This is a genomic window from Chryseobacterium ginsengisoli, from assembly GCF_039542325.1.
Taxonomy (GTDB): domain Bacteria; phylum Bacteroidota; class Bacteroidia; order Flavobacteriales; family Weeksellaceae; genus Chryseobacterium; species Chryseobacterium ginsengisoli.
In genome coordinates this window covers 69,020-95,731 of record NZ_BAABHX010000009.1, presented here as the reverse complement: position 1 = coordinate 95,731, position 26,712 = coordinate 69,020, and the positions used below count along the sequence as shown (strand labels likewise).

Below are 26,712 nucleotides of genomic sequence, written 5' to 3'. Positions count from 1 at the left end.
CAATGATTTAAAATTTATAATTAACTTCATAAAGATCAATTATTATTTATCAACAATCAATTATAGTAAGCATGAAATTAATTATCCACGGCGGATTTTTCTCAGAAAGCGATCAAAGCCACGAAATAAAAACTGCCAAACAGGAATCTTTAAAAAATATTGCTCAAAAGGCATTCGAATATTTACAGTCACATTCTGCATTTGATGCTGTTGCGTATGCAGTTTCTCTTTTGGAGGATGATCCTTTGTATAATGCAGGAATCGGTTCACAAATCCAAAGCGACGGCGTAATCAGGATGAGTGCAGCCATTATGAATGGTGAAACTCAGAAATTGAGTGGTGTTATTAATATTCAAAACGTAAAAAATCCGATTTTTGTTGCTAAAGATCTAATTACTGAAGATGACAGAGTTTTAGGTGGAAACGGAGCAAAAATCTATGCTAATGAAAACGGTTTTGAAGATTTTTCAACTGAAATTCCGCAAAGAAGGAAGGAATACGAAGCTAAACTGAATAACGGCGGAAAAGGAACTGTCGGTTGCGTCGCTATTGATAAAGACGGAAAATTAGCTGTTGCCACTTCTACCGGAGGAAAAGGTTTTGAAATTCCGGGAAGAATTTCAGATTCTGCGACAGTTGCAGGAAATTACGCCAATTCTTTCTGCGCAGTAAGCTGTACCGGAGTTGGAGAAGATATTGTAAGCAATGCTACGGCAACAAAAATTGTCACAAGAGTTACCGACGGAATGACTTTAGAAAATGCTTTTACAAAAACTTTTGAAGAATTAAAAACAATCGACGGCTTTGCAGGTGCGATTGCCATTGACAAAGACGGAAATATTTATCATCAGGATTCTTATCCAAAAATGGTTTTCGCAAGTTTTGACGGTGAGAATTTTGAAGTCTTCAATTAATTTTAACAATATTTTATCATTTTAATTATTTTTTTGGCACACATTTTACATGATAACTAACATTAAACTTTAATATTAACATTAAAAAATAGAAATCATGGGAAATAAGACAAAAGGTTTATTGGCATTAGTAGGTTTAGGCGCATTAGCATACTGGAAATACAAAAATTCATCTGATGAAGAAAAACAAGCTGTAAAAGATAAAATCAATAATGCAAAAGATAATCTGAATAAATGGGGAAATGATCTTAAGGATAAGGCAAATAATGTTGCTTCCCAAGTTCAGGATAAAGTAGATGAAGTAAAAAATAAAGCACAGGAAACTGTAGGATAAGACTAGTTTATTTAACATTCATATATACAGAAAGTCATCGTAATTCAAAACTACGATGACTTTTTTTGTGCTTCGATAGCAAAAACCAACGGAATTTTGTTTCCGAACTGCGGAATTCTCCACTTCCCTTTTTCGAATTCTTCTACATGTCTGAAACATGGATATGGCGACCAATCGAATTCTTTAAATTTTTCTATCTCTATATGATTTTCAATTAAATTTTGTAGAACATCTGCCAAAGAATGATTCCACATCACGTAATCCTGAACGATATCTGCAGATTGATCTGCGTAAGTTCCTTCATAAGTTTCTACAATTGGCTTTTCATTGAAATAATTGTATTTTACGCCTTCAAAATCATCATCAAACATCCAAACAACAGGATGAAATTCTGCCATGATAAATTTCCCGTTGGGCTTTAGAAAATGATTAATAATTTTTGCCCATTTATTAAGATCCGGAAGCCAGCCAATCGTTCCGTAACTTGTAAAAACAATATCAAATTTTTGATCTAAAACATTGGGAAGATTATAGAGATCAGTACAAATGAATTCTGTATCTGTTCCATTCTTTTGAGCCAAATCTTTTGCCGTTTCAATGGCTTTATCAGACAAATCGATTCCAGTAACTTTCGCTCCCATTCTCGATAAAGAAATAGAATCCTGACCAAAATGGCACTGCAGATGAAGAATAGTTTTATCTTTTATATCTCCTAAAAGTTCGAGTTCAATTGAGTTTAATGACGTCCTTCCTTTTAAAAATTCATCAACAAAGTAAAAATCTGATTTCAGATGTGGCTCTACTTTGGCGTTCCAGGAGTTTTTGTTGATTTCTAAATAATTTTCCATTGGTTTTTTTATTTTGGTTACAATTTAACGAAATTTCAAATCATAAGAACATATATACATTTTTGTCATTTCGTAGGAATCTAAGTTAATTTTTACAATTCAATCTCTAAAAATAAGTCTAGATTCTTAGAGAATGACAATAAAACGAATAACTTTCTAAAAAAATCAATTAAAAGTAACATTGTTAAGTAAAAATTCTACCATCCCTGAATAACATAATTTTTCATCATTAATTTCTTTTCAGGCTGGTTTTTATCTTCAGGCTGAAACCAAACTTCTATTCTGCTCCCGTAATAATCGCCCCAATCTCCTTCTTCAACATTAAAACTACCTTTAAGATTGAATTCTTTCAGTTCATCCGTAGAATTAAAGACTTCAATTTGAGATTCTTTTTTAATTTCTTTTTCAGAAAGAATTCTGTTTGTATTGAAATCATAAACTTTTAAATAGACTTTTCCTTTGCCTATTTTATTAAGAAAAACTTCATATTTATAAGAACCCGGCTGCAAATAATCGTAAAGAAGTATATTGGGTTTAATTACTTCTACTAATTGCTTTTCCTCATTGACAGTCATTTTTAAGGGCATTGAAAACTTTGCATTCTTAGGATTTTTAATATCTCCTTTATAAGGTTTGTAAGGACTTTTGGGAGGACAATATGCAAATGATCCTCCAATAATAGTAAAAATTACAAAACTCGAAAAACATTGCAAAAGCCCATTTTTTAGTTCACCTTTTTTAAATAATCTTAAGATTCCCAGAATAAAACTAATGGCGATTAGGATAAATGGAAGTGCTGAGAAAAAAATCCAGGTAAAGCTACTGATTGGCAGAATAAGAAGCACTACCCAACAAAACAATCCGAAAACTAGCGATATAAAAGATGTAAAATACCATCTTCCATTGAACATTTTAAAAATTATTGCTTTTATCATAGTTTATCTAACAGTTTTTTCTTTTGTTCTGTAAATTCCTGATCTGTTAAAATTCCCTTTTCTCGAAGTTCGCCAAGCTTTTTCAGTTGATCCATAATATCAGGTTCAGAGTTTTGATTTGAATTAATGGGTTTAGATTCTCCTTTCTTAGAACCCGAAAGAATTTCATCCATTTTATTACAAAAGCTTAGAGCATTTTTTTTGTTGTTAACGTTCTCTATGAGAATATTTTTTTCTGAAGTAAAAATAGAAATATCTGCATAAAACACTCCAGGATTGCAACTTATAGAATTTATGACACTGTAATTGATAATTTCTTCAAACGAATTAAAAATTCCATATGCTAAAAATATAAGCTTTTTATCTGTTGCTACTAAAAGTCCCTGTTTTCTACCTTCCCAATTTCCTGTTACGGCATGAATAATTTTTTCATCACTGTCAAGAACATCTGGTAATCGACTAAATTCCCCATTCATTAAAAAAGGAGAAACCGGAACTTCGATATTACCAATTTGTCTTTTTATTTCCAAAAGTCGTTGATTGTAAGCTTCTGTATTTGTCATTTATTTAAAGTAACATGAATTTACAGTTTTTCTAAAAGTCTTTTCTTTTGTTCTGCAAATTCGTCTTCGGTTAAAATTCCACTTTCTTTTAATTGAGCCAGTTTCTCAAGTTGTTCGAAAACCGCTTCAGAAGAAACCGTTTTTACTTCTTCAGATTGCTTTTGAGGTTCTTCCTTGTTGTAGATTTTTTTTATGAAATTGTAAAAATCTTCAGCGTAATCTTTATTAAAGAAAGATTCAAACTCAACAATTTTATCGGTAGTATGAATTTTAATGATTGGCGATAAAAAGTTTTTCACAAAGCTTACCTCAAGAATATTTTCATTAAGATATTCGTGAACTTTTGCCAGAGAAAACATCGCTTTTGAAACAGAAATAATTCTTTTTGGAGTTACCAACAAAATTCCCGCATCTGCAGTTTTCACAAACTGAGCATCAGTTATCGCCAGGATTTTTTCATCTAAAGCAAGAATATTTGGCAGCTCTTTGATCTCTCCTTTCGCAAACATGGAAAGATTTGCTTTTAGCTGATCCAGCTGTTGTTTTATTTCTTTCAGTCTTTTTTTATAAAGATCTTTAGTCAATAAACCTTGCTCAGAATTTATAACGATTGGTAAATTTTCAACGGTATTTTCCTCAGTTTTATCTTCCTGAATTATTGCGCCATTTTGTACAAGATTTTCAATATCTTTTATGCTGAATTGATGCAGATCGGAAAGTAGTTCTTCATTAATAATACTGGCTTTTTCCAGACATTTATTACACAGAATATTTCCGTCCGAAAGTAGATTTTCACCCAACATCGTATCTATCGAAGTCAGTTCATTTCCGCATAATCCACAACGATTATTCATGTTTTATATTTAAATTAAGAGATTTTAATTAGATTTTTAAAGTCTATCCAACAGTTTTTTCTTTTGTTCTACAAATTCTTCTTCTGTTAAAACACCAAGTTCTCTCAACTTTCCAAGCTTTTCCAATTGTTCAAAAATCACTTCTGAAGATTCTTTTTTTACATTGACAGGGTTTTGCTGAACAGGCTTTGGAGCACTTTGCTGAAATGGCATTTCCGAAGTCGGCAAATTATACAAATTGAAAGACGAAGCCTGAATTTGTTGCTGCTGTTGTTGTACAGGTGGAACAAATGGCTTTGCAGAACCGTTGAGATAAGCATTTACAGCATTACAGAAAGTCTTTCCATCATTTTTATTATGAAGTTTAAATTCTGCCATCGAGCCATTTTTAGTAAATATCTTGAGAGTAGAAAACAAAAGGCTTTCAATATGATCTACTGAAGAAATATTTTGGTAAAGATATTCGTCTTTCTGTACGTTTCCGAAGAATTTTTTATCGATAAAAACCACTCTTTTCTGCGTAGAAAAAATAAGACCTTCAATCTTTCCGGGCATTGTTAAACCTTCTGCAATTGCGGTCAGTCTTTCATCGTTATCTAAAACATTTACGAGTTCTTTTACCTCATCATTTACGAAAACACTCAATCTTGCATTCAGAGCAACGATTTGATCCTGAATATTATCGAGTCTTGTTGGTGTTCCTCCAAACCCAAAACTTGGAGCCTCATTATTCTGAAAACCCGAAGGTTGTGAACTTGTAGTATTTTCGAATTCCCCAATTTTCCCCTGAAGAATTATTCCTCTGATCTCAGGAAGGAAAAACTGACTAAGATTATTGACAACATCTTTATTAATGTTGGTCGCCTGATTAAAGCACTTATTGCACAAAACATGACCGTCTGCCAATTTATTTTCGCCCAAAAGCGTATCCATAGACGTTAAAGGTGTTCCGCACAATCCACAAATGTTGTTCATTTGGTTTTATGTTTAATAGTTTAAAAAATTATCACAATAATAAAATTGATCTTTGCTTATGACATTCTAAAATACAAAATTGTATTTAATTTCGAGATAATCATTGCAGTCTTTAAAATTACAATGATTAATTTCTAGCAAAAAGCACTATCTATCGATAATGCTTTTATTTTTTTACAGATATATTTTATCCTAAAAACTCCTCCAAAGAAACCGTTTTCTGTTCTCCAGCTTCAAGATCTTTATAGGTAACTTTTCCGTTTTTAATCTCTTCTTCACCCAAAAACACAAGATTTTTGATTCCTTTCTTTTCTGCATAAGTAAATTGCTTCCCAATCTTTGCCGCTTCTGGATAGATTTCTGCAGAAATTCCTTTATCTCTTAATTGTCTGATCAATTTTAAAGCTTCCAAAGTTTCGTTTCCTCCAAAGTTGGCAAACAAATATTCAACTTTTGAAGTGGCTTCTGAAGGGAAAAGTCCGAGTTCTTCCATTACCAGATAAATTCTGTCAAGACCGAAAGAAATCCCGATTCCCGGAATATTTTTTACTCCGAAAACTTCCGTAAGATTGTCATATCTTCCGCCGCCGCCGATTGATCCCATCTGAACTTCATGAGCTTTCACCTCGAAAATTGCTCCTGTATAATAATCCAATCCTCTCGCCAACGTAATATCGAAAACAAGATTCTGAATATCAACACCAAGATTTAAAGATTGTGTAATTACAGTTTCCAGTTCTTCAACACCTTTCAAGCCAATTTCATTTCCTGCAAATTTTTCTTTTAACTGAAGAAGATTTTCCAAGGCATCATTAGATTGAGTGAACAAGAAATCCAATTTATCTATCGATTCCTGAGCAATTCCTCTTTCCAGTAATTCTTTTACAACACCGTCTTTTCCAATCTTGTCTAATTTGTCAAGAGCAACTGTGAAGTCAATTAATTTATCTGTAATTCCAGCATAATCAGCCAAACCGGAAAGAATCTTTCTGTTATTAATATGAATTGTTACAGAAACTCCAAGTTCCGCAAATGATTTTAAATACAATTGAACCAAATCCACTTCCTGCAAAAGACTTTCGCTTCCTACAACATCTGCATCACACTGATAAAACTCTCTAAATCTTCCTTTCTGAGGACGATCTGCTCTCCAAACCGGCTGAATTTGATAACGTTTAAAAGGAAAAGTTAATTGATTATGATTCATTGCCACGAATCTTGCAAAAGGTACGGTAAGGTCGTAACGAAGGGCTTTATCTGTTAGATTTTCTGAGCTAAAAGGTTTGTCTAAAGCTTTTTGAAAATCAGCCAACATAGTATTTTTTTTATCCTCTTTCGCTTCATTAATACTTGAATTTAAGATCTTAAAAATCAAACGATCTCCTTCCTCTCCGTATTTTCCTGTCAAAGTCGAAAGATTTTCAAAACTTGGTGTTTCCAATGGCTGGAATCCAAATAATTCGAAGTTTTTCTGTAAAATATTGATGATAAATCTTCTTCTTGCAACTTCCAATGCTGTAAAATCTCTCGTCCCTTTTGCTAAACCTGGTTTCATTTTATAATAGATAAATGATGATTAATATTTATAAGTATTGCAAAAATAAGGAATTGAAAGGACTTTTAAGCTAAACAAGAAAGCCGGAGAAAAGATATTTCCCAGCTTTCATTGTAATGATAATATTTAAATCATTTGTGTTTCTCTATCATTGGAAAATCAGATGCTTTCTAAAATTTCCAGAATTTCTTCACCGTAATTTTCTATTTTGTGTTTTCCAAAACCCTTAATATCAAGCAATTCTTCTTTCTTTGCAGGTTTATATTTAGCTACAGACATCAGTTCTTTGTTGGTTGCAATAAAATAGGAAGGTAAATTCTGTTCTTTTGCTTTTTCGGATCTCCAGTATTTTAAAGCTTCAAGAATTTTCTCTTCGTCAGAATTCAGCATATCATTTTCTACAGAATATTTTGCTGATTTTGACTCTTTTACAATTTGCTGAACAATTTTCAGTTCATCAAAATATAAAACTACAGACCAATAATTTTCATCATTCACAAAAGCGGTTTCCACTTTTATAATTTCATGAGATTCCAGAAAGGCATCTAATATTTTCTGATCTTCATGAAGAAATTCCTGCGGCAATCTGATTTTAAAAACTTTTACTTTCATGATTTTAGTTTTTGTTTTATTTACTTCCTAAAAGTAGAATTTCATCTACCCGAATTTCCGTTATATATCTTTTTACTCCATCTTTATCATCGTAAGATCTGTACGTCAATTTTCCTTCAACGGCAATTTCTTTTCCTTTCGGAACATACTTTTGGAAAATTTCGGCAGTTTTTCCGAACGCAACCAAATTGTGCCATTGTGTTTCCTCTACTTTCTCGCCTTTTGCATTGGTGTAATGGTCAGAAGTAGCCAAAGATACACTTGCTTTTACATTTCCGTTTTCAAAACTGATCATTTCAACTTCTTTACCTGTGTGACCGATAAGTGTTACTTGATTTCTTAGTGACATAACTTTTAAATTTTTTAAGATTAATACTCAGATAAGAGATGCTCACTATTTTCTCAAATCTCTGTTGCAAAGGTTGTGGAAATCAAAAATCAGAGTCGGTTGCAAACTATTTAAATTCGTTTGTAGTCATTTGAAAACGTTTTATTAATTAGTAATCAAATGATTAAAAACAGCATCTTTCATTAATGATTTTAAATATTTCTAACTGCATTCCGATAAAAAATTAATTTGATTCTGTCATAGTCGTTTGCAAACGGATAATTATGTATATTTGAACATATATGAAGAAGACAATAAAAAGAACATTCAGAGTTTCAAAATATGTGATCTATAAAGAAACACTGGTTGATTATAAAGAACATTTCTGGTCGTTTTTGGGAGCATTTTTCGGAATCGGAATTATCGCTTTCATACAATCGCATACTTTATCTGCAGCAGAAAATATCTTTCTGATCGGTTCTTTCGGGGCTTCAAGTGTTTTAATTTATGGAGCAATCCAAAGTCCGTTGGCACAACCAAGAAACCTGATTGGAGGTCATGTTCTTTCTGCATTGGTAGGAGTTACAGTTTATAAAATTGTTCCGGATATTATCTGGCTTTCAGCACCTTTAGCCGTAGCCTTTTCAATCGTTTTGATGCAATACACAAAGACTTTACATCCTCCCGGTGGCGCAACAGCACTAATTGCGGTCAGTTCGACAGGAAAAATTCCTGAGCTGGGATTTTGGTATGTCTTTTCTCCCGTTCTTTCAGGATGTATTATTTTATTGATTGTTGCTTTGATTTTTAATAATATTACCTCAAACAGAAGTTATCCGAATCATAACAGGTTCAAATATTTACTCAAGAAAAAACACGAACATATACACAAAATGAAAAAATAAAAATTATGAATTGTCTCGAATGTGGCGAAAAAATTATCGGAAGATCTGACAAGAAATTCTGCAACGATGCTTGCCGAAACGCCTTTAATAACAAACAAAACAAGGATTCCAGCAATCTGATGCGAAACATAAATAATAAACTTCGCAAAAATTACAGAATCCTGGTAGAAATAAATACAGACGGTAAAACAAAAATTGCCAAATCAAAGCTTGATGGCTTAGGTTTTGATTTTGAATATTTTACTAATCTTAAAGTTTATAAAAACGGTTCGGAATACAAATTTGTCTACGATTATGGTTATAAACTTTTAGAAGATGATTTTGTTCTGATCGTAAAAAATCAGGCATAAACAACACCTCAAAATTATTATATGAAAGAAGTTGTCCTGATTACCGGAGCCAATGGTTTGGTTGCCAAAGAATTATCAAAAAAGCTTGAAAAAGAATATTCCGTACGATTTTTAACCCGAAAAAAGAAAAATGACAATGATTTTGAATGGGATATTAAAACTGGAACAATTGATGAAAAAGCTTTTGAAAATATATCGCATGTCATTCATTTAGCCGGAGCCAATATTTCTGAAAAACGTTGGACAGATGAACGGAAGAAAGAATTAATTTCAAGCCGTGTAGATTCTGCCAATCTGATTTTAAAAACTTTACAAAAAAACAATATTAAGTTAAAATCTTTCATTTCTGCATCAGGAATTAATTATTACGGAACAAAAACAACAGAGAAAATTTTTACGGAAAAAGATGATCCGGGAAATGACTTTTTAAGTGAGGTTGTTGTGCTTTGGGAAAGAGTTGCAGATGATTTTAAGGAACAAAATGTAGCTGAAAGAGTTGTGAAAATCCGAACAGCAGTTGTGCTTTCAGAAAAAGACGGAGCATTGAAAAAGATGATTCCGACCATAAAAATGGGAATTGGTTCGCCTTTGGGCACAGGACAACAATATATGCCTTGGATTCACATTAAAGATATTTGCTCGATTTACGAATTTGCTTTAAAAAATTCTGAATTGGATGGAGCTTTTAATGCCACCTCACCGGAACATACGACCAATAAAAATTTAACTGAAAAAATTGCAGAAGTTTTAAAAAAGCCTTTATTCATGCCGAATGTTCCGAGTTTTGTGTTAAAATTAATTTTCGGAGAATTGGCAAGTGCTTTGCTGGAAGGTTCAAGAGCTTCTTCAGAAAAAATTCAACACGCAGGATTTGAGTTTAAATTCCCTGATTTAAAGGGGGCTTTGGAAGATTTATTAAAAAGTTAGATAAAAAATTTAATCAAGATTGTACAATCTATGAATGATATCAACGTAAATATTGAAAAAACAGAAATATTATCAGACAACTGGTATACCTTGAAGAAGGTAACTTTCAATATTCAAAAAAAAGACGGAACTGTTGAGCAACAAAGCCGTGAAGCTTATGACAGGGGAAACGGAGCCGTCATTTTACTTTACAACAAAAATTCTGAGACGGTAATTTTAACCCGACAATTCAGATTGCCAACTTTCATTAATGGAAATCCGAGCGGAATGTTGATCGAAGCTTGTGCGGGATTATTAGATAATGACAATCCTGAAGAGTGCATCAAAAGAGAAACGGAAGAAGAAACAGGCTATAAAATTTCGAAAGTTGAAAAAATCTTTGAAGCGTATATGTCGCCCGGTTCTGTAACGGAAATTCTTCATTTTTTTATCGCGGAATATTCAACGGAAATGAAAATTACAGATGGCGGAGGTTTGGACGAAGAAGGCGAAAATATAGAGGTTCTTGAACTTTCATTTGATAAAACATTGGAAATGATCGATTCCGGAGAAATTAACGATGCAAAAACGATTATGTTGCTGCAGTATTTAAGAATTAAAAATATTTTATAAAAAATTAAACTAAACATCATGAAACTAATATACACAGTAAGCCTTTCTTTATTTCTGTCTGTCTCTGCTTTTGGGCAAAAAACTGAAAAAGCCAGCCCGAAAGATAAAGCCGTGATTGAACATTTTAAAAATGATTATAAAAAGAAAAATTATAAAAAATTCTCAGGAAAAATGACGCTCAATGATAATCAGATATTATTTGATAATAAAATTATTTTTTATGATAAAGCTGATAAAATTACAGAAACACTGTTAAAAGAAGGATTAATTTATCCTCAGCTTTTAACACAGTTTCAGGTTGATAAATTCGAAAACGAAGACAGTGACAGAACGCAGAAAAGGTTTGCCAAACTGCAAAAAAACTGGAAAGATGCTTTTGAAGTGAATAATATTAAGCTAAATAATGCTTCTGAATTATCATTTTTAAGTTCGGATGAAAAAGTAAAAAGATTTAAAGTTGTTTGCAAAGATCCAAAATTCCCAAATTTGATGGTTTATTATTTTGAACTTACCGATAAAAATGCAACAAAAGATACTTCTGTTCAGGATTTTATTAAAAATTCAAAACTGACGTATATTTATCAGAAAACGGAGTAAAATCGATAACTAAAACCATGAATTATTTAGAGAAAGAAGGGAAAGAAAAAACCTTATTAACTTTTGCCAGTTTGTTGTTGATCAGCTTATATTCAATATATGTAAACCAATCTTCAAAATCTGAAATTGATGTTCAGCAACTTGTCATCCAAATTATCAGATTTCTTTTGACGATAGGGCTTTTTGTAATGGTTTATGATGGGAAAAACTGGGCAAGAATTTTATTGATGGTTCTACTTTCAATTACAATTTTAATTGCAATCATCGCTTTATTTACAATAAATATTTCTTTTACAGCAAAAGCTCCGTTTATTGTGATGATCTTCATTTATTCTTCGGCAATTTATCATTTCGGAGTTTCTAGCTATAAGGCATTTTATAATTATCAGAATAGAAAAGAAAGAGACGAAAATTTTCAATGATGAAAAATATATTTTCAATAATTTTATTCATACTTCTTATTAGCTGTGGTAATAAAAAACACAAAGAAAATCAAGAATTAATTCTTACAGCAAATGCCATTAAAACAACTAATAATAGTAAAGAATTAAAAATTCAAATTAAATTAACCAACAATTCTGAATCTGTAAAATCTTATTCAATAATGAGTTGCAGTTATTCAGACAATTTTGTTTTAGGTAACTCAGCTTTATTAATTTCTCCGATTGAATGTGATAAAAATTTCCCTGCCCGATTAATTTTAAATCCTAATCAATCAAAAACTCATAATTTAACTATTTTAAAGATAAGAGCTTCAAAAACTGAAGATTTTAAAATTGGATTTAAAATAATAAAAATTCAGGATAATTCTAATTATTTTGACGAATATGAAAAGCAAATTAAAGATCCGAACATAAAAATTGTTTGGAGTAATCCTGTTAAAATTCAATAATATTTTGAAAAAAACAATCAATATTTTCTTCATTTTCGGCGTATTTCTATTCAGTATGATTATGCTGAATACAATTTCACAATATGCTTCTTTTGATAAGAATGTTGGCTTTTTGAAGTTCAAACAGGAAGTTGTAAACAATCAGATTTGGTTAATATTTTTCTATATTCATATTTTTTCAATCCCGTTTTGCCTTCTTACAGGAATTACACAATTTTCGGATCAGTTTTTAACCGAGAACCGAAAGTTGCACAGAATCATTGGAAAAGTGTATGCTTACAATATTCTTTTCATTAATTTTCCTATTTGTTTTCTCCTTTCTATCTTCTCAAATGGTGGATTGATTGGAATTACAGGATTTTTAGTTCAGAATTTTCTTTGGATTTACTTCACGATTGCTGCTATCGTATTCATTAAAAAAAGAAATGTTGAAAAACACAAAAAATATATGATCCTGAGTTATAGTATTACAACAACAGCAGTAACTTTCAGAATTATTAAAAACAATTTTTATCAGACAGATATGCCTTATCATTTATTTTACGGAATCGTTGTTTGGATTTCGTTGTTTATCAATCTTCTAATTGCTTATTTCATTATTCGAAAGAAACAGAAATTATCGTTCAAGGGTGAAAGTATTAGCTAAAATAAAGAAAGAAATACCAAGACACAACATAAAGAAAGCTATAAAAATTAGCGTATTATAAAGATATTCAAGTTTTTTGCCTTTTGTAAATTTTTGAAAATATCTTGTCAAAAGAGTAGCAATTGCAAGATGAATTGCCAAAACAACAATAAAAAATATAGAAAGTGTATCCATGGATTTTGTTTTTCCAAATCTATTATTAAAAATTAACATGATCAACAAATGAAAAAAATTATTATAGCATCATTATTATTAATTTCAGCAATTTTTTATACTCAGAAAAAAGTTGAAACTATTTTGACCAATGGTAATGGAAAAGTTCTTAAAACAAAAAGTTCCGTAAAATATACTCTGGAGGAGACAATCAATCAGTTTTATAAAAGAATTGATGATGCATCTAAATTAGACAATTTTATGAGTTTCCGTTTCTATCAGAAAACTCCATATTCAGAATTTAAAGAATGGATAAATACCAAGTCAAAAAAATATGGAGCATTTCAAAGAAAAAAATTAATTGATGAAAAATTTGCTCCAGATAATATGGCTGTGAGATATATTTTCGAAGTTAAATACGCTAAAGGAAACCTGAGAGAAATTTTAATTTTAAGCAAAGAAACTGGAAAGGATAATTTTCAAGTTTATGAATATAATATCAGTGAAATAAAATAAAGCTATGCAAATCAAAAATTTAGATCACATTGTTTTAACTGTTGCGGATATCGATAAAACCGTAGAATTTTATACAAATATCTTAGGTTTTGAGGTTGTAACTTTCGGCGACAACAGAAAGGCATTAACTTTCGGAAATCAGAAAATCAATCTTCATCAAAAAGGAAAGGAATTTGAACCGAAAGCTGAACACCCGACTTCAGGTTCGGCAGATTTATGTTTTATTGCGAAAACAGATATTGAAGAAGTTTTGGAGGAATTAAAACTAAAAAATATAGAAATTATCGAAGGAATTGTTGACAGAACCGGAGCGATGGGAAAAATAAAATCTGTGTATTTTAGAGATCCGGATTTGAATTTGATTGAAGTGAGTAATTATTAAAAATCAAATAATGATAGATATAAACCACCCGCAATCGGAATTCATTTTTAAAGCATCGAAATTTACAAATCAGTTAAAAGAATATTGTAGAAAATATATTTTAGAAACATTTGAAGAAAGAAAAATCACGTTTCAGGATATGAAAATTGAGGCTTTATTATTGGAGGAATTTTCAGAAGCCCATTTTAAAGAAAGCTTACATACAATATCTTCGCTTATAAATAATTTAAATATTGAAATTGATAAGCTGGAATCTATAAATATGATTAGTAAAGATGGAAATTGCACTGTTTGTAATACAAAACTTACAACTTTCGACACTTTAATTAAAGAAAAAAATTTTAGGTTTATTACAATTTGTGAAAAGTGTCCCAATGAAATTTATAACATTATAAATAAAATTGATTGGGCAACAGGAGTAGCATTTATTTAATTTAAAATCCAAATTTCAAACAAATAATCCCTACATTTGCTCCGAAAACAGTTCTTTTACATACTTCATCAAACGGAAAAGGTTTTACATAACGTAGATTAATAGGGAATCGTGTGAGAATCACGAGCTGTCGCGCAACTGTAAGTAACATACCAAAAGTTTTTGTCCACGAATATCCACTGTGCAAACGGGAAGGATGATAAAAGCTGTTACAAGTCAGGAGACCTGCCTGTTCCGAATTGACAATGCTCTCGCGGTTTGGAGTTTTTTGGTCAGACAGATGATACTTTTGAACGTATTTTGGTTTAAAATTTTAACTTGATCTTTAATAATAAGAATTTGAGAGCCTTAAGTTTAATAAAAATTCTTTAAGATAATTTGATATATCAAATTATTAAGCATTAGGCTTATGTAAATATCTTTGATGTTTCCTTAATGAATCTTAACTGCTTAAATACCCTTAATGGTTAAATTTTAAATTATTAATAGGAAAATTACGTCCTCACTGTATCTACTCTAATCCACAAAATTTCTTTCTCCGACGGCATTGCGAAGCATCTGAAGAGCTTTTAAAATCATTGTTTAATTTAAAAGTTTTTAAGAAATGCAAACGCACATTCTTGGCTATCCGCGAATTGGTAGCAACAGAGAACTCAAAAAAGCCTGCGAGCAATATTGGACAGGCAAAATCGAAGCATACGACCTTTTGGAAGTCGGAAAAACCATCACTCAAAACAACTGGAAACTGCAGCAGGAAGCAGGAATTGACCTTATTCCGTGTAACGATTTTTCGTATTACGATCAGGTTTTGGATATGACTTTGACGGTTGGAGCGATCCCGGAACGTTATCAGGAAATTGCCTTCAAAAAGCCTGAACTGGATGTTTATTTTGCGATGGCAAGAGGTTTTCAAAAAGATGGTTTAGATATCACTGCGATGGAAATGACTAAATGGTTTGATACCAATTATCACTACATTGTCCCTGAATTTCAGAAAAATCAGGAGTTTAAATTATTTTCCAATAAAATTATTAAAGAGTTCATCAGCGCAAAACAGGCAGGAATCAATGCAAAACCTGTGATTATCGGTTTGCTGACGTATTTATTGTTGGGAAAAGAGAAAGAAGAAGGTTTTGATAAATTAGATTTAGCGCAAAATTTACTTCCTGTTTATATTCAGATTTTAAAAGAACTTGAAAATCATGGTGCGGAATATATTCAGTTTGATGAGCCGTTTTTAGCTTTAGATCTAAATGAAAAAGCGAAAGAAACCTATCAGTTTATTTATGCTGAAATCAGAAAACAGTTCCCGAAACTTAAATTTATTGTTGCAACTTATTTCGAAGGTTTAAAGGACAATCTTTCATTATCAACTTCCCTTCCGATCGATGTTTTGCATATTGATTTGGTTCGTTCTCCTGAACAATTAGATGAAGTTTTAAATACAATCCCTGAAACGTTAAGTCTCTCTTTAGGAATCGTTGATGGAAGAAATATCTGGAAAAACGATTTCGGCCAGTCTCTGGCTTTTATTAATAAAGCTTTGAATACATTAGGTTCGGAAAGAGTTTTTATCGCTCCGTCTTGTTCGTTCTTGCACTCTCCTTTCGACCTTGATTCCGAGAAAAACGAAGATATTTTATCTCCTGAAATCAAACAATGGCTGGCTTTTGCAAAACAAAAAGTAACTGAAATTGTTAATTTAAAAAAATTAGCTTCAGAAAATCCGGATTATAATGCTTTACAGGCTTTAGCTGAAAATAAAAAAGCCATTGAAAACCGTAAAATATCCACATTAATTCATAATCAGGATGTAAAAAACCGTGTTGATGTGACGACTGAAGATGATGCACAGAGAAATTCACCATTCAATATTAGAAAAGAAACGCAACAAGATGTTCTACAACTTCCTTTGTTTCCAACGACGACAATTGGTTCGTTTCCGCAGACGAAAGAGGTTAGAAATTGGAGAGCAAAATTCAAAAAAGGTGAATTAAATGCCGAAAAATATGATACTTTACTGAAACAAGAAACTGAAAGAACGATTCGTTGGCAGGAAGAAATTGGGATCGATGTATTGGTTCACGGAGAATTTGAACGAAACGATATGGTAGAATATTTCGGGGAACAATTGGCAGGATTTGTATTTACACAAAATGGCTGGGTTCAGAGTTATGGAAGCCGTTGCGTGAAACCTCCGGTGATTTTTGGAGACGTTCACAGACCAAATCCGATGACGGTTTATTGGTCGGAATATGCTCAATCTTTAACTCAAAAATGGGCAAAAGGAATGTTGACGGGACCTGTGACCATTCTTCAATGGTCTTTTGTACGTGACGATCAGCCTCGTTCATTGACTTGCAAACAAATTGCACTAGCGATTCGTGATGAAGTGAATGATTTAGAAAAAGCAGGAATCAGAATTATTCAGATTGATGAGCCTGCGATTCGTGAAGGTCTTCCATTGAGAAAATCTGACTGGCAAAATTATCTGAAATGGGCGGTTGAAGCTTTTAGAATTTCGGCAAGCGGTGTGGAAGATGCGACACAGATTCATACGCATATGTGTTATTCTGAATTTAATGACATCATCCAAAATATCGCCGATATGGATGCCGATGTGATTACAATTGAATGCTCCAGAAGTCAAATGGAATTGTTGAATGCTTTTGCAGACTTCAAATATCCGAATGAAATTGGACCGGGAGTTTATGATATTCACTCTCCGAGAGTTCCGTCGAAAGAGGAAATGGTGGAATTGCTGAAAAAAGCACAAGCCGTAATTCCTGCACAGCAACTTTGGGTAAATCCTGATTGCGGCTTGAAAACCCGTCGTTGGGATGAAACAGAAAAGGCGTTGATTGCGATGGTGGAGGCTTCGCGGGAGATGAGTAAGGAGTTTACTTTAGAGATATTTTAATTTATTAATATTTTTACAGGAGCTTTAAGGCTCCTGTTTTGTTTTCATTTAAAATAAACTTTATATTTACGAAATATTACTAATAACTTAATATGCAAGCTAGAACTCAAGACGAATTAATTCAAGAAATAGTAGAATATTTTAAAGTTTATATTTTTGATAACCATATTAAAGCATCTCTAAATACTCATTCAAAATTAAAAAGTTACAATATAAATCCAATTGTGGTAAAATATTTATCTAAGGTTTTAGAAAATAATTACACAGCAATTGGAGTTGCAAAAGCATTATTTTATCCAAGAGTTTTAGGCACTTCAATCAATACTTCATTCGGTACAAGAATTCAAAATATGTTTGTTGATTTAAAAATCGCTGAAGGTTCTTTAATAAAAGGGATGGATATTGAGTTTGTTGATAAAATTGATAATCGAAGAAAATGGTGTCAACTAAAATCTGGTCCGAATACTATCAATTCTGAAGATGTTAAACCTTTAATTAAAAAATTCACAGATACTATTAATCTCGCTCGAACCAATAAAGCTTTTAAAAATATTAATAATACTGATTTTATGGTTGGTGTACTTTACGGAGAACAAGATGAACTAAGCATGCATTATAAGGTTATTGATAAGACACATCCTGTTATTGTTGGAAAAGAATTTTGGTATAGAGTAACAGGATTCCCTAAATTTTATGGAGGTTTAGTAGATGAACTTCATTTACTTATTGGAAATATTGATACTCAAGATTTAATAAATCAAGGAGTCGAAAAACTAGCAGAGGAAATTGCTAGTTCTCAACTTTTTAGTTTTAAATAATTATAATAAGAATTCAAAAATTTAATAATAGAATATCCAACTTCCTTTCCTAAATTCACAGGAACTGCATTTCCTATTTGCTTATATTGTTGAGCCATAGAGCCTGCAAAATCCCACTCATCAGGAAATGTTTGGATTCTGGCGTATTCACGAACTGTAAAAGGACGTGTTTCATCTGGATGACATCTTTCCGTCTGCTTTTGAGCAGGACTACAAGTCAATGTTAAACTAGGTTCATCCCAACCAATTCTTCTTGCCATTCCTGTTTTTCCGCCTCCTAAATAAAAACTTCCACCCATATATTCTTTTTGAATTTCAAAAGGTAAATCTCTCCAATATCCTTTTGGCGGTACTAAATCTAAAACATCTTTTTTGCTTTTAGGATAAGTTGCACCATTTGAAACAGGAACATCACAATCGAATAATTCTCCTTTTTTTAATGCATCTTTTAAATTATAAATTTTAGAATAAGGTTTAGGATAATTAAAATTAACATTAATATCTTTTCTAATACCAACCAAAATAAGACGTTCTCTTTTCTGTGGAACTTTAAAATCAATTGCTCTTAATATTTCTACCGGGACTACATTATATCCAATTTCATCTAAGATAGAAATCATCCCTCTTAGAGTATTCCCATTATCATGACTCAGAAGCCCTTTTACATTTTCGCCAATACATATTGGAGGATTAACTTCTTGAACGGCTCTTGCAAACTCATAAAAAAGAGTTCCTCTTGCATCTTCTAAACCTAATCTTTTCCCGGCGTAGCTAAAAGCCTGACAAGGAAATCCACCAGTTACCACATCTATTTCATTTCTATATTCTGTAAAGCTGAAATTCTTAATATCCCCTTCAAGAACGTTCCATTGTGGTCTATTTTTTCTTAAAGTTTGACAAGCAAATTTATCTATTTCATTTAATGCTTCACATTTTAATCCTGCCTTTTCAAGACCTATAGCTAGCCCTCCTGCGCCTGCAAAAAGCTCTAAAACTTTATAATTATTTTCAGCTTTAACATAGTTATCGGTAGATTTGTTATTATCAACTAAGAAATCAGGAAATAAATTTTCTATATCATTTCTATGATACACACGATAATTGCTCATTGGTTCTCTCACAGCAACCAGTTTACCCTCTTCATCCCATCTCCTAAGTGTTTTTGTACTTTTATTTAACATTTCAGCAGCTTCAGATATCGTATAAAACTCTTTAATAACCATATTGGACAACATTAGACATTGGTTACAAATTTATTTGAAATTTTCTCTATTTGCAATAATGATTATTAAGAAAAAAAAGTATAAATTAAAACCGCATCACAATTACTCGCAATCTAAATATCAAATAAATTAATACTGAATAACTTACAATTTTCTCAATTAAAAACCTTACTTTTGCACCGCGAAACAAGGATCATACGTTATGAAAAGAATAGGTGAACACAGAAAACTTCTTGGAGTAGACAATACTGCTACTTTAAAAGAATTGAAAACAATTTACAGAAATGCGATGAAAGATACGCATCCTGATAAATTTGTGAATGACGAAGCCGGACAACTGGAAGCGGAAGAAAAAAGCAAATCTGTGATTGAAGCCTATCACTTTTTGGTAAGCATCAATCCGGAAACGCAGGAAAAATATAAAGAAGAATACACAGAAACGATTACAACATCTATCATTACTGACTTTTATCTTGAAAAACAGATTCTAAAAGTTCAGCATTTGAATGGAAAAATGTTTGAATATATTGGTGTTCCAAGAAATATTTATATCAAAATGGTGAATGCAGATTCGCCAAGTCGTTTCGCAAGAAGGCACATCTACGGAAATTTCATCTACAGAAAGTCCGGTGAAGTGATGGCAGATTAATTTGTCAATTATAAAATAATAAAAAAAGCTTTCAGTTGATTCTGGAAGCTTTTTATTATTTTTTTAAACTTATATTTTTGTTGGAAATCACAAAGGCGCAAATTATAATCATAATTTTGTTTTTAAGGCGCAAGGATTTTGTCTGTGACAAAATTGATTATGTTATAAATAATGACAAAAAGATATTAGATAGTTTTCAGGTAGAATTGAAAATCTATGATTTTCTTGCGCCTTAGAAACAGTATAAAAATCAAAACTCTTTGCGCCTTTGCGATTTCCAACTTTATCATAAGTTTGTTAATATTGTTTGCTTCGAAAGCCTCAACCACCAATTTTTAGTCACTAATTTTTAAAACACAAAAAAGCGCATCATTTCTGATGCGCTTTTCGGTTAATTAAGGTTGTTATATTAATCTACGTGTTTAGGTGTAAAACCGTCTTCACTTAGTTCTTTATGTTCATATTCAGCTTTCATTTCAGCTTCATAATCTACTTTTTCACCTTTGCCCATTCTTCTTAGAATTGAATCAAATAATGAATAAACTACCGGTACAATGATTAGCGTAAGGAATAATGACGATGTCAAACCACCGATAACTACCCAAGCCAATCCGTTGTTCATCTCCGCTCCTGCTCCTTTTGCAATCGCAATCGGGATCATACCGAAGATCATCGCAATCGTTGTCATCAAAATCGGACGAAGACGTGCATGGTTTGCCTGAACCAAAGCGTCGTGTGTATTCGCACCTGCTGCTTTTCTCATATTTGCAAAGTCGACAATCATAATCGCGTTCTTCGCTACCAAACCAATCAACATGATCATACCCAACATGGTAAAGATGTTTAATGAATTTCCTGTCAAAGCAAGAATTACCATTACTCCGATCAATGCCAAAGGAATTGAGAATAATACTACGAAAGGATATACAAAACTGTCATATAGTGAAACCATTACTAAATAAACCAATACAATAGCCGCCATCAAAGCGATTCCTAATGTACCAAAGCCTTCTGTCTGGTTTTCCATATCACCACTCCATATGTAATTAACTCCGGCAGGTTTTGTTTTTTCATTATCCATAAACATTGCAGACCATTCGTTGGCAACGTCTCCTACAGGACGACCTACCACTTTTGAAAGTACTTTTACAGAAGGCGATTTATCTCTACGTTGTAGTAAACTCGGACCTGAACTCATGTCTACATTAGCAAACTGAGCTAATCTGATCTGCTCTCCGTTATTATTCGTAAACATTAAGTTTCTTACATCATCAATCGATTTTCTATTGTTATCAGCAAAACGGATGTTGATATCATATTCGTATTCTCCAGCTCTGTATTTTCCATCTGTATTTCCGTTAAATGCAGTCTGCATCGCCTGTCCTACACTTGAAAGATTTAAACCTAAAGAAGCCATTTTATCTCTGTCGATATTTACTCTTACTTCCGGACTTCCTGTATCAGTAGACAATTCAGCATCTACAGAACCAGGAACTTTTTTCAGTAATTCTAAGATTCTTGTTGCTTCTTTTGTTGCTGTTGCATTATCCGGTGCAGTTACTACCATTTCGATTGGTGCATTATCTGCTCCCATCAATCCGATTGGTGCTGTTTTAAACTCAACTCCTGTGAATTTTTCTTCCAGATCACGCTTCATTTTTGCAGCGATGATATCTGTACTTTCTGCTCTTTCAGATTTATCAATTAAATTAACCTGAACTTCAGACTGATAAACCGTTGCCTGTGAAGCCCCAAATCCTGAAGATTGCTGACCAACTGTTGTGATCAAATCCACTACATCTTTATCGTTTCTTAAATATTTTTCAACTTCTAAAGTTACCTGATTGGTTTTTTCAACTGTAGCATCTTTTGATAATTCGATCTGAACCAAGAACTGTCCACGGTCCATTTTCGGGAAGAATTCACCTCCGATAAATCCGAATGCCACCAACATGAATGAAGAAATCAAGATTAAGAATGTTACGATAACCGTCATTATTCTTCTTAAAGTTGATTTTAAACACCATTCAAGAATTCCTGTGATCCACTGTGTGAATTTATCCAATTGTCTTTCAAACCAAAGAATAAATTTCTCGAAAGGATTTTTACCTGTTAAATGTACAAGCTTTCCGAATCTTGAAGACAACCAAGGAATGATCGTAAATGAAGCCAATAATGATAACATCGTAGCGATAACTACAGTAACACAGAACTGCGCCAAGATATCAGAAACTAGCCCTGAACTCATCGCAATCGGTAAGAACACCACCACAATTACTAATGTAATCGCCGAAACGGTAAATCCAATTTCCGAGGCACCGTCATACGCTGCACGAATTCTGCTTTTTCCCATCTCCATGTGACGGTAAACGTTCTCCAATACAACAATCGCGTCATCCACAAGAATACCTACAACCAATGAAAGTCCTAATAAACTCATCAAGTTTAGTGTGTATCCCATTAAGTACATTCCAATAACAGTGGCAATCAAAGAAACCGGAATAGAAACCATTACAATGAATGCGTTACGGATGTTGTGAAGGAATAATAACATTACAACTGCTACCAAGATTACCGCTAAGAATAAGTCAAAAATAACGTGATCTGCAGCTTCTAAGGTAAAATCTGTACTGTTATCTACAATTTTTACTTTTACACCCTGAGTTGCGTAGTTCTTCATTACCTCATCCACAGTTTTCTGAATGCTTTCTGAAACCGCCACCGCATTTGCATCCGACTGTTTCTTCACCTGCATCAAAATCGTAGGATTCTGGTTGAATCTTGCAATTTTCTCTACATCCTGCTGAGCATCGAATACTGTTGCCACATCAGAAAGTCTTACCTGAGCTCCGTTTTTATTAGAAATAACAAGGTTGCTCATTTCTTCGATAGACTTATATTTTCCTGATAATCTGATTGTAGATTTCGTCGTTCTTGATTTTAAACTTCCCGTAGGGAAATCTAAGTTTGATGAAAGAATCGCCTGTTGTACATCTCCGATTGAAAGACCGTAACCCTGCAATTTTTTCTCATCAATACTCACCTGAATTTCTCTCTCCTGTCCACCAACAAGGTCAACCTGAGCAACACCGTTCACACGGGAGAAAATAGGTTCAATTTTTTTATCTAATAAGTCGTAAAGCTCCTTACTATTCAGTTTATCACTGGAAACACTCATCGTCATGATCGGTAGATCGTCTAATGAGAATTTATTCAGTGAAGGTGCATCTGCATCGTCCGGAAGTTCGGAAAGGATTGCATTTACTTTACGTTGTGCGTCATTCAGGGCATAATTTACATCAGCTCCTGTATTTAATTGAACCATGATCACCGAAAGACTTTCGTATGAAGATGATTCTACTTTTTTCACGTTTTCCAAAGCACCAACGGCATCTTCTATCTTTCGGGTTACCGAAGTTTCCACCTCACTAGGCGAAGCTCCCGGATAAACCGTAGAAATAGTAACCATGTTGGTTTCAAATTTCGGAATCAATTCGTACCCCATCATGGAGTAACTCAAGATCCCACCCAATGTAAGTATCGTAAATAATACGATTACTAAGGATGGTCTTTTAATGGATATTTCTGCTAACTTCATCTCTTACTTTACGATATTGATTTTAGAACCATTCTCTAAGTTGATCTGTCCGCTGGTAATTACCTGTTCGCCACCGTTAAGTCCGCTTAAAATCTGTACTTTATCTCCATATACTTTTCCAATGGTAACTTTGATCAGTTTAGCTGCTCCGTTTTGAACAATAAATAACTGTCCTGAACTTACCCCATTCACGAAAGCTTCTGCAGGAACGGTTAACATATTCTGAGTTTCAGCACCATGATTTGTTTTAAACACAGCTGTTGCGTACATCCCTGCTTTTAGGTTTCCTCTGTTCTGAACTTCAATTTCAACTGGGAAATTTAAAGAAGCATCACTTTTAGGAGCAATAAATGTAATTCTACCGCTGAAAGAATCTTCCGGTAAAACATTAACATTAATCGGAACTTCCTGACCTAAAGCAATTCTACCAATCTGGCTTTCATCCACTAAAACTGAAAGTTTTAAACTGTTAATATTTACAATTTCAAACATAGAAGTTCCTATAGAAACCACAGTTCCCGGCTCAACCATTTTCTTGTTGATCGTTCCGCTGATTCCTGCGCGAATGCTTGTATCATTTACTTTTACACCTTGAGCTCTTACTGCCACCTGTGCATTTTTCAGTTGTAATCTTGAATTATCAAGCTGTTGTTTTGTAACACCTCCTGTTTTGAAAGCATTTTCGTAACGTTGATTATCAATAATAGCATTTTGCAAGTTGTTTTGAGCCTGAGAAATATCAACTTCAATCGCATCTCTTTTAATGGTTGCCAAAACCTGACCTGCACCAACTTTTGAACCTTCTTTAACCAAAACATTTACAATACGTCCTGCAATTTCAGAAGCCTGATTCATTTCCTGCTTCGGAAGAAAAGTTCCGTTTGCTGAATAATCTGTATCTATATTTTCTCTTGCTACCGTTACAATATTTACGTTGATCTTATCAACCTGCTTGGCAACTTCTTTTACTTCTGTCTGCTGTTTCTTCTTATTATCGGCAATCTTATAGGCTCCCAAACCAATAAGGACAGCTGCTACGATGATATATATTAAAGTCTTTTTCATAGTTTATTACGGGTTTTGTAGTGTGTTTAATTCTCCTTTTGCTTTAATTAACTTAATTTCAGCCTGTTTGTAATCCAATAAAGCATTTGCATAGTTCTGTTTTGCCTGTGTTAAAGCATTTTCAGCGTCTAAAACTTCTGTAAGGGTTGCAAGACCGTACTGGTAATTGGATTGAGTATTTTTCTGAACTCTTTCCGCCAAACCTACATTATCTTTCATGCTTCCGATATTGATCAATGCATTTTCCATATTGGTGATTGCATTTTTATAATCTAAACTTAAGCTTAACTGAGTATTCTGAATATCAAGATCAAGATCCTGAATATCAACTTCTGCCTGATTAATCTTGGCTTTTGTAGCACCTCCCGTGAAAATCGGAATATTGACATTTAAACCAATTGCAGAAAAATCACTCCAAAGAACTCCATTTTTAAGACCGTTTGTCAATGGGAATTTTGCTCCGTTTGCTCCCCATCCGTAATTGGCAGTCAAACTTACCGAAGGATAAAGATAAGCTTCCGTTGCTTTTTTATTGAAAACCAAAAGTTCTCTGTTTTTATTTAAAACTTTGATCTCTGTACGATCATCAAGGTTTACGTTACTTCCGATTAATTCAGGTTTTGGCTCGATTGTTTTTTCTTCAAGCTCTATATCTGTAGAAATTGGAACGCCCATGTAAAATTTCAAAGCATTTTTTGAAAGTTCTACAGAATTGATCAATGTTTGTTTGTTTGAACCTATGTTAGTTAACTGAACATTTGTTCTGTCCAAATCGATTGATTTTGCCAAACCGTTGTCAACCAAACTTTTAATAACATCTCTTACTCTTTCAGTATTTGCATAGCTTGCTTCTACCGTCTTCAGATTTTCCTCCTGAACAAAAACCTGATAGTAAGCTGTTGCTACGTTTTCAATGATCTGTTCGTTCGTCAGTTGAGCATTCAGAACATAAAATTCTCTTGTTGATTTTGCAGCTTTAAGCCCTGTGAATACTCTTTGATCAAAAATCGCCTGTTGAAGCTGCACAGAAGCTGTAGAACCCCATGGCTGTCCAAACTGAGCTCTGATCTTTTCTCCTCCAAATTCAAGCAAAGACTCCTGAATAACAGGATTGTAGGTTAAACCCGCTGTTGCGCTTATCTGTGGTAAAGCTCCGGCTCTGGCTTCATCAATTTTGTATTCGGCTTTTTTAATCTGCAAAGCAGCTTTTTTTGCCTCTGCTTTGTTTTGAAGTGCCTGTTTGATGGCTTCCTGAAGAGAAACCTGCTGTTGAGCAGACACTGATGAAAAACCGAAAATCATAAATGCAGCCGCTATCCCAATTTTTAGCTTATTTGCAGTTATACGTTTTCTTTTCATAATCTTATACTTCGTTTATTTTTTTAATGTAATTTATCTCTTTGATGTAATTATTTCTAAATGACGTATCATTTCTTAAAATACTTTAACATTTTTTCTAATTTTTAAATAACATATTCAAAATGATATCTTTTCTTTCAGAAATGATCTTGTCGAATTCTTCTTCGTCTATCATAAGATTTTCCATTAGTAATGGTCTTACAGCACTCGGGAAAACCAATAGGGAAATCATATTTAAAACAAATTGAATAGGTTTCATTCTTTCGATATTTCCAAGTTCCATTTCTGTTTCAATATCTTTGTAAAGCTTTTGAAGTTCATCTTCTTCGATATCTTTTTTATGGCAATTTCCTTTATTGATTTGTGAAACAATATAAGTTTCCAAATATGGATATTGAAGACTTGTTGACAAGCTTCCTTCTATAAACTGACCGATCTTTTCCTTAAAAGGCAGATCAGAATTCATAATAATATCAGATTTTTCATGCTCAACTTTCTGAGCCTCGTCAAAAATAATCTGTATCAAATTATCTCTTGAACGGAAATAATAATTGATAAGCGTTCTGTTAACTCCCGCTGCATCGGCAATTTCCTGTGTTGTGGCATCAAACTTCCCTTTCACAAAGAATAAATTCTTCGCGGTTTCTTTGATTAATTCCTGTGTTTGGTCCTTTTTTGCTTGATTTGACATTTTTGTTAAACAAATTTGTGCAAATATAAATCAATCAATCGTTTTGACAAAATTGTTA

General features: G+C 32.8%; 29 protein-coding genes and 1 riboswitch. Of the genes, 16 read left to right on the top strand and 13 right to left on the bottom strand.

Features of this window, described 5'->3' with window-relative positions:
- Window positions 1-71: 71 nt before the first annotated feature.
- Window positions 72-914 (top strand): isoaspartyl peptidase/L-asparaginase, encoded by an 843-nt coding sequence (locus ABD940_RS20710; RefSeq protein ID WP_345208086.1) that lies wholly within the window; start codon window positions 72-74, stop codon window positions 912-914.
- A 97-nt stretch (window positions 915-1,011) separates the two neighbouring features.
- Window positions 1,012-1,248 carry a YtxH domain-containing protein gene (locus ABD940_RS20705; RefSeq protein ID WP_345208084.1) on the top strand — a complete coding sequence of 79 codons (237 nt, stop codon included), beginning with the start codon at window positions 1,012-1,014 and terminating at the stop codon, window positions 1,246-1,248.
- A gap of 50 nt (window positions 1,249-1,298) precedes the next feature.
- On the opposite strand, the gene ABD940_RS20700 is transcribed toward ABD940_RS20705, so the two are convergent.
- The 8 genes from ABD940_RS20700 to ABD940_RS20665 all read right to left on the bottom strand — a co-directional run bounded on the left by ABD940_RS20700 (window position 1,299) and on the right by ABD940_RS20665 (window position 7,939).
- Window positions 1,299-2,096, bottom strand: a complete 798-nt coding sequence (locus ABD940_RS20700) for a class I SAM-dependent methyltransferase (RefSeq protein WP_345208082.1) — start codon at window positions 2,094-2,096, stop codon at window positions 1,299-1,301.
- Between the two features lie 197 nt (window positions 2,097-2,293).
- Window positions 2,294-3,031: a hypothetical protein gene (locus ABD940_RS20695; RefSeq protein ID WP_345208080.1), complete on the bottom strand. Its 738-nt coding sequence runs from the start codon at window positions 3,029-3,031 to the stop codon at window positions 2,294-2,296.
- A complete protein-coding gene (locus ABD940_RS20690) occupies window positions 3,028-3,594 on the bottom strand; it encodes a PH domain-containing protein (protein ID WP_345208078.1) in 567 nt (188 codons plus the stop codon). Before ABD940_RS20690 ends, ABD940_RS20695 begins: the two co-directional genes overlap by 4 nt.
- Before the next feature lie 20 nt (window positions 3,595-3,614).
- Entirely contained in the window at window positions 3,615-4,448 is an 834-nt protein-coding gene (locus tag ABD940_RS20685) for a PH domain-containing protein (RefSeq protein WP_345208076.1), read from the bottom strand.
- A 36-nt stretch (window positions 4,449-4,484) separates the two neighbouring features.
- A complete protein-coding gene (locus ABD940_RS20680) occupies window positions 4,485-5,423 on the bottom strand; it encodes a PH domain-containing protein (protein WP_345208074.1) in 939 nt (312 codons plus the stop codon).
- 187 nt (window positions 5,424-5,610) lie between these two features.
- The gene (gene hisS, locus ABD940_RS20675; protein ID WP_345208072.1) at window positions 5,611-6,978 is read right to left on the bottom strand and encodes a histidine--tRNA ligase; all 1,368 of its coding nucleotides are present in this window, start codon (window positions 6,976-6,978) and stop codon (window positions 5,611-5,613) included.
- A 159-nt stretch (window positions 6,979-7,137) separates the two neighbouring features.
- Window positions 7,138-7,590, bottom strand: a complete 453-nt coding sequence (locus ABD940_RS20670; RefSeq protein ID WP_345208070.1) for an HRDC domain-containing protein — start codon at window positions 7,588-7,590, stop codon at window positions 7,138-7,140.
- A gap of 16 nt (window positions 7,591-7,606) precedes the next feature.
- A complete protein-coding gene (locus ABD940_RS20665) occupies window positions 7,607-7,939 on the bottom strand; it encodes a single-stranded DNA-binding protein (protein ID WP_047402266.1) in 333 nt (110 codons plus the stop codon).
- 281 nt (window positions 7,940-8,220) lie between these two features.
- Between ABD940_RS20665 and ABD940_RS20660 the strand changes: the two genes are divergently transcribed.
- The 13 genes from ABD940_RS20660 to ABD940_RS20600 all read left to right on the top strand — a co-directional run bounded on the left by ABD940_RS20660 (window position 8,221) and on the right by ABD940_RS20600 (window position 18,069).
- Window positions 8,221-8,823, top strand: a complete 603-nt coding sequence (locus ABD940_RS20660) for an HPP family protein (RefSeq protein ID WP_345208068.1) — start codon at window positions 8,221-8,223, stop codon at window positions 8,821-8,823.
- Window positions 8,824-8,828: 5 nt separating this feature from the next.
- Entirely contained in the window at window positions 8,829-9,173 is a 345-nt protein-coding gene (locus ABD940_RS20655; protein ID WP_345208066.1) for a hypothetical protein, read from the top strand.
- 21 nt (window positions 9,174-9,194) lie between these two features.
- Complete coding sequence (locus ABD940_RS20650) at window positions 9,195-10,100, top strand: TIGR01777 family oxidoreductase (RefSeq protein WP_345208064.1); 906 nt, start codon at window positions 9,195-9,197, stop codon at window positions 10,098-10,100.
- Window positions 10,101-10,130: 30 nt separating this feature from the next.
- Window positions 10,131-10,712 (top strand): GDP-mannose pyrophosphatase NudK, encoded by a 582-nt coding sequence (gene nudK / locus ABD940_RS20645; RefSeq protein WP_345208062.1) that lies wholly within the window; start codon window positions 10,131-10,133, stop codon window positions 10,710-10,712.
- An 18-nt stretch (window positions 10,713-10,730) separates the two neighbouring features.
- A complete protein-coding gene (locus ABD940_RS20640; RefSeq protein WP_345208060.1) occupies window positions 10,731-11,309 on the top strand; it encodes a hypothetical protein in 579 nt (192 codons plus the stop codon).
- Between the two features lie 17 nt (window positions 11,310-11,326).
- The gene (locus ABD940_RS20635; RefSeq protein WP_345208058.1) at window positions 11,327-11,731 is read left to right on the top strand and encodes a hypothetical protein; all 405 of its coding nucleotides are present in this window, start codon (window positions 11,327-11,329) and stop codon (window positions 11,729-11,731) included.
- Window positions 11,731-12,201, top strand: coding sequence for a hypothetical protein (locus tag ABD940_RS20630; RefSeq protein WP_345208056.1), 471 nt, complete (start codon window positions 11,731-11,733; stop codon window positions 12,199-12,201). Before ABD940_RS20635 ends, ABD940_RS20630 begins: the two co-directional genes overlap by 1 nt.
- Window positions 12,202-12,205: 4 nt before the next feature.
- On the top strand, window positions 12,206-12,847 hold the full coding sequence (locus tag ABD940_RS20625) for a DUF2306 domain-containing protein (protein WP_345208054.1): 642 nt from the start codon (window positions 12,206-12,208) through the stop codon (window positions 12,845-12,847).
- Window positions 12,848-13,069: 222 nt separating this feature from the next.
- Window positions 13,070-13,516: a hypothetical protein gene (locus ABD940_RS20620; RefSeq protein ID WP_345208052.1), complete on the top strand. Its 447-nt coding sequence runs from the start codon at window positions 13,070-13,072 to the stop codon at window positions 13,514-13,516.
- A 4-nt stretch (window positions 13,517-13,520) separates the two neighbouring features.
- Window positions 13,521-13,898, top strand: coding sequence for a VOC family protein (locus ABD940_RS20615; RefSeq protein ID WP_345208050.1), 378 nt, complete (start codon window positions 13,521-13,523; stop codon window positions 13,896-13,898).
- A 10-nt stretch (window positions 13,899-13,908) separates the two neighbouring features.
- Window positions 13,909-14,331 (top strand): hypothetical protein, encoded by a 423-nt coding sequence (locus ABD940_RS20610; RefSeq protein ID WP_345208048.1) that lies wholly within the window; start codon window positions 13,909-13,911, stop codon window positions 14,329-14,331.
- 62 nt (window positions 14,332-14,393) lie between these two features.
- A riboswitch (cobalamin riboswitch) is annotated at window positions 14,394-14,578 on the top strand.
- Window positions 14,579-14,935: 357 nt separating this feature from the next.
- Window positions 14,936-17,251, top strand: coding sequence for a 5-methyltetrahydropteroyltriglutamate--homocysteine S-methyltransferase (gene metE / locus ABD940_RS20605; RefSeq protein ID WP_345208046.1), 2,316 nt, complete (start codon window positions 14,936-14,938; stop codon window positions 17,249-17,251).
- Between the two features lie 92 nt (window positions 17,252-17,343).
- Window positions 17,344-18,069 (top strand): PmeII family type II restriction endonuclease, encoded by a 726-nt coding sequence (locus tag ABD940_RS20600; RefSeq protein WP_345208044.1) that lies wholly within the window; start codon window positions 17,344-17,346, stop codon window positions 18,067-18,069.
- Here ABD940_RS20600 and dcm read toward each other — a convergent pair.
- Window positions 18,048-19,292, bottom strand: coding sequence for a DNA (cytosine-5-)-methyltransferase (gene dcm, locus ABD940_RS20595; protein WP_345208042.1), 1,245 nt, complete (start codon window positions 19,290-19,292; stop codon window positions 18,048-18,050). The two genes, ABD940_RS20600 and dcm, sit on opposite strands and share 22 nt — an antisense overlap.
- 202 nt (window positions 19,293-19,494) lie before the next feature.
- Here dcm and ABD940_RS20590 point away from each other — a divergent pair, with 202 nt between their 5' ends.
- Window positions 19,495-19,941 carry a KTSC domain-containing protein gene (locus tag ABD940_RS20590; protein WP_047401801.1) on the top strand — a complete coding sequence of 149 codons (447 nt, stop codon included), beginning with the start codon at window positions 19,495-19,497 and terminating at the stop codon, window positions 19,939-19,941.
- Window positions 19,942-20,350: 409 nt separating this feature from the next.
- Here ABD940_RS20590 and ABD940_RS20585 read toward each other — a convergent pair whose 3' ends face one another.
- From ABD940_RS20585 to ABD940_RS20570, 4 genes are all read right to left on the bottom strand, one after another.
- Window positions 20,351-23,539 carry an efflux RND transporter permease subunit gene (locus ABD940_RS20585; protein WP_345208039.1) on the bottom strand — a complete coding sequence of 1,063 codons (3,189 nt, stop codon included), beginning with the start codon at window positions 23,537-23,539 and terminating at the stop codon, window positions 20,351-20,353.
- 3 nt (window positions 23,540-23,542) lie between these two features.
- Window positions 23,543-24,604 (bottom strand): efflux RND transporter periplasmic adaptor subunit, encoded by a 1,062-nt coding sequence (locus tag ABD940_RS20580; protein ID WP_345208037.1) that lies wholly within the window; start codon window positions 24,602-24,604, stop codon window positions 23,543-23,545.
- A gap of 6 nt (window positions 24,605-24,610) precedes the next feature.
- Window positions 24,611-25,963 (bottom strand): TolC family protein, encoded by a 1,353-nt coding sequence (locus ABD940_RS20575; protein ID WP_345208035.1) that lies wholly within the window; start codon window positions 25,961-25,963, stop codon window positions 24,611-24,613.
- Between the two features lie 97 nt (window positions 25,964-26,060).
- Complete coding sequence (locus tag ABD940_RS20570) at window positions 26,061-26,654, bottom strand: TetR/AcrR family transcriptional regulator (RefSeq protein ID WP_345208033.1); 594 nt, start codon at window positions 26,652-26,654, stop codon at window positions 26,061-26,063.
- Between the last annotated feature and the right edge of the window lie 58 nt (window positions 26,655-26,712).

Excerpts from the sequence above, each read along its gene's own strand:
- ABD940_RS20710 (WP_345208086.1), top strand. The coding sequence starts at position 72 with ATGAAATTAATTATCCACGGCGGATTTTTCTCAGAAAGCGATCAAAGC.
- ABD940_RS20705 (WP_345208084.1), top strand. The coding sequence starts at position 1,012 with ATGGGAAATAAGACAAAAGGTTTATTGGCATTAGTAGGTTTAGGCGCA.
- ABD940_RS20700 (WP_345208082.1), bottom strand. The coding sequence starts at position 2,096 with ATGGAAAATTATTTAGAAATCAACAAAAACTCCTGGAACGCCAAAGTA.
- ABD940_RS20695 (WP_345208080.1), bottom strand. The coding sequence starts at position 3,031 with ATGATAAAAGCAATAATTTTTAAAATGTTCAATGGAAGATGGTATTTT.
- ABD940_RS20690 (WP_345208078.1), bottom strand. The coding sequence starts at position 3,594 with ATGACAAATACAGAAGCTTACAATCAACGACTTTTGGAAATAAAAAGA.
- ABD940_RS20685 (WP_345208076.1), bottom strand. The coding sequence starts at position 4,448 with ATGAATAATCGTTGTGGATTATGCGGAAATGAACTGACTTCGATAGAT.
- ABD940_RS20680 (WP_345208074.1), bottom strand. The coding sequence starts at position 5,423 with ATGAACAACATTTGTGGATTGTGCGGAACACCTTTAACGTCTATGGAT.
- hisS (WP_345208072.1), bottom strand. The coding sequence starts at position 6,978 with ATGAAACCAGGTTTAGCAAAAGGGACGAGAGATTTTACAGCATTGGAA.
- ABD940_RS20670 (WP_345208070.1), bottom strand. The coding sequence starts at position 7,590 with ATGAAAGTAAAAGTTTTTAAAATCAGATTGCCGCAGGAATTTCTTCAT.
- ABD940_RS20665 (WP_047402266.1), bottom strand. The coding sequence starts at position 7,939 with ATGTCACTAAGAAATCAAGTAACACTTATCGGTCACACAGGTAAAGAA.
- ABD940_RS20660 (WP_345208068.1), top strand. The coding sequence starts at position 8,221 with ATGAAGAAGACAATAAAAAGAACATTCAGAGTTTCAAAATATGTGATC.
- ABD940_RS20655 (WP_345208066.1), top strand. The coding sequence starts at position 8,829 with ATGAATTGTCTCGAATGTGGCGAAAAAATTATCGGAAGATCTGACAAG.
- ABD940_RS20650 (WP_345208064.1), top strand. The coding sequence starts at position 9,195 with ATGAAAGAAGTTGTCCTGATTACCGGAGCCAATGGTTTGGTTGCCAAA.
- nudK (WP_345208062.1), top strand. The coding sequence starts at position 10,131 with ATGAATGATATCAACGTAAATATTGAAAAAACAGAAATATTATCAGAC.
- ABD940_RS20640 (WP_345208060.1), top strand. The coding sequence starts at position 10,731 with ATGAAACTAATATACACAGTAAGCCTTTCTTTATTTCTGTCTGTCTCT.
- ABD940_RS20635 (WP_345208058.1), top strand. The coding sequence starts at position 11,327 with ATGAATTATTTAGAGAAAGAAGGGAAAGAAAAAACCTTATTAACTTTT.
- ABD940_RS20630 (WP_345208056.1), top strand. The coding sequence starts at position 11,731 with ATGAAAAATATATTTTCAATAATTTTATTCATACTTCTTATTAGCTGT.
- ABD940_RS20620 (WP_345208052.1), top strand. The coding sequence starts at position 13,070 with ATGAAAAAAATTATTATAGCATCATTATTATTAATTTCAGCAATTTTT.
- ABD940_RS20615 (WP_345208050.1), top strand. The coding sequence starts at position 13,521 with ATGCAAATCAAAAATTTAGATCACATTGTTTTAACTGTTGCGGATATC.
- ABD940_RS20610 (WP_345208048.1), top strand. The coding sequence starts at position 13,909 with ATGATAGATATAAACCACCCGCAATCGGAATTCATTTTTAAAGCATCG.
- metE (WP_345208046.1), top strand. The coding sequence starts at position 14,936 with ATGCAAACGCACATTCTTGGCTATCCGCGAATTGGTAGCAACAGAGAA.
- ABD940_RS20600 (WP_345208044.1), top strand. The coding sequence starts at position 17,344 with ATGCAAGCTAGAACTCAAGACGAATTAATTCAAGAAATAGTAGAATAT.
- dcm (WP_345208042.1), bottom strand. The coding sequence starts at position 19,292 with ATGGTTATTAAAGAGTTTTATACGATATCTGAAGCTGCTGAAATGTTA.
- ABD940_RS20590 (WP_047401801.1), top strand. The coding sequence starts at position 19,495 with ATGAAAAGAATAGGTGAACACAGAAAACTTCTTGGAGTAGACAATACT.
- ABD940_RS20585 (WP_345208039.1), bottom strand. The coding sequence starts at position 23,539 with ATGAAGTTAGCAGAAATATCCATTAAAAGACCATCCTTAGTAATCGTA.
- ABD940_RS20580 (WP_345208037.1), bottom strand. The coding sequence starts at position 24,604 with ATGAAAAAGACTTTAATATATATCATCGTAGCAGCTGTCCTTATTGGT.
- ABD940_RS20575 (WP_345208035.1), bottom strand. The coding sequence starts at position 25,963 with ATGAAAAGAAAACGTATAACTGCAAATAAGCTAAAAATTGGGATAGCG.
- ABD940_RS20570 (WP_345208033.1), bottom strand. The coding sequence starts at position 26,654 with ATGTCAAATCAAGCAAAAAAGGACCAAACACAGGAATTAATCAAAGAA.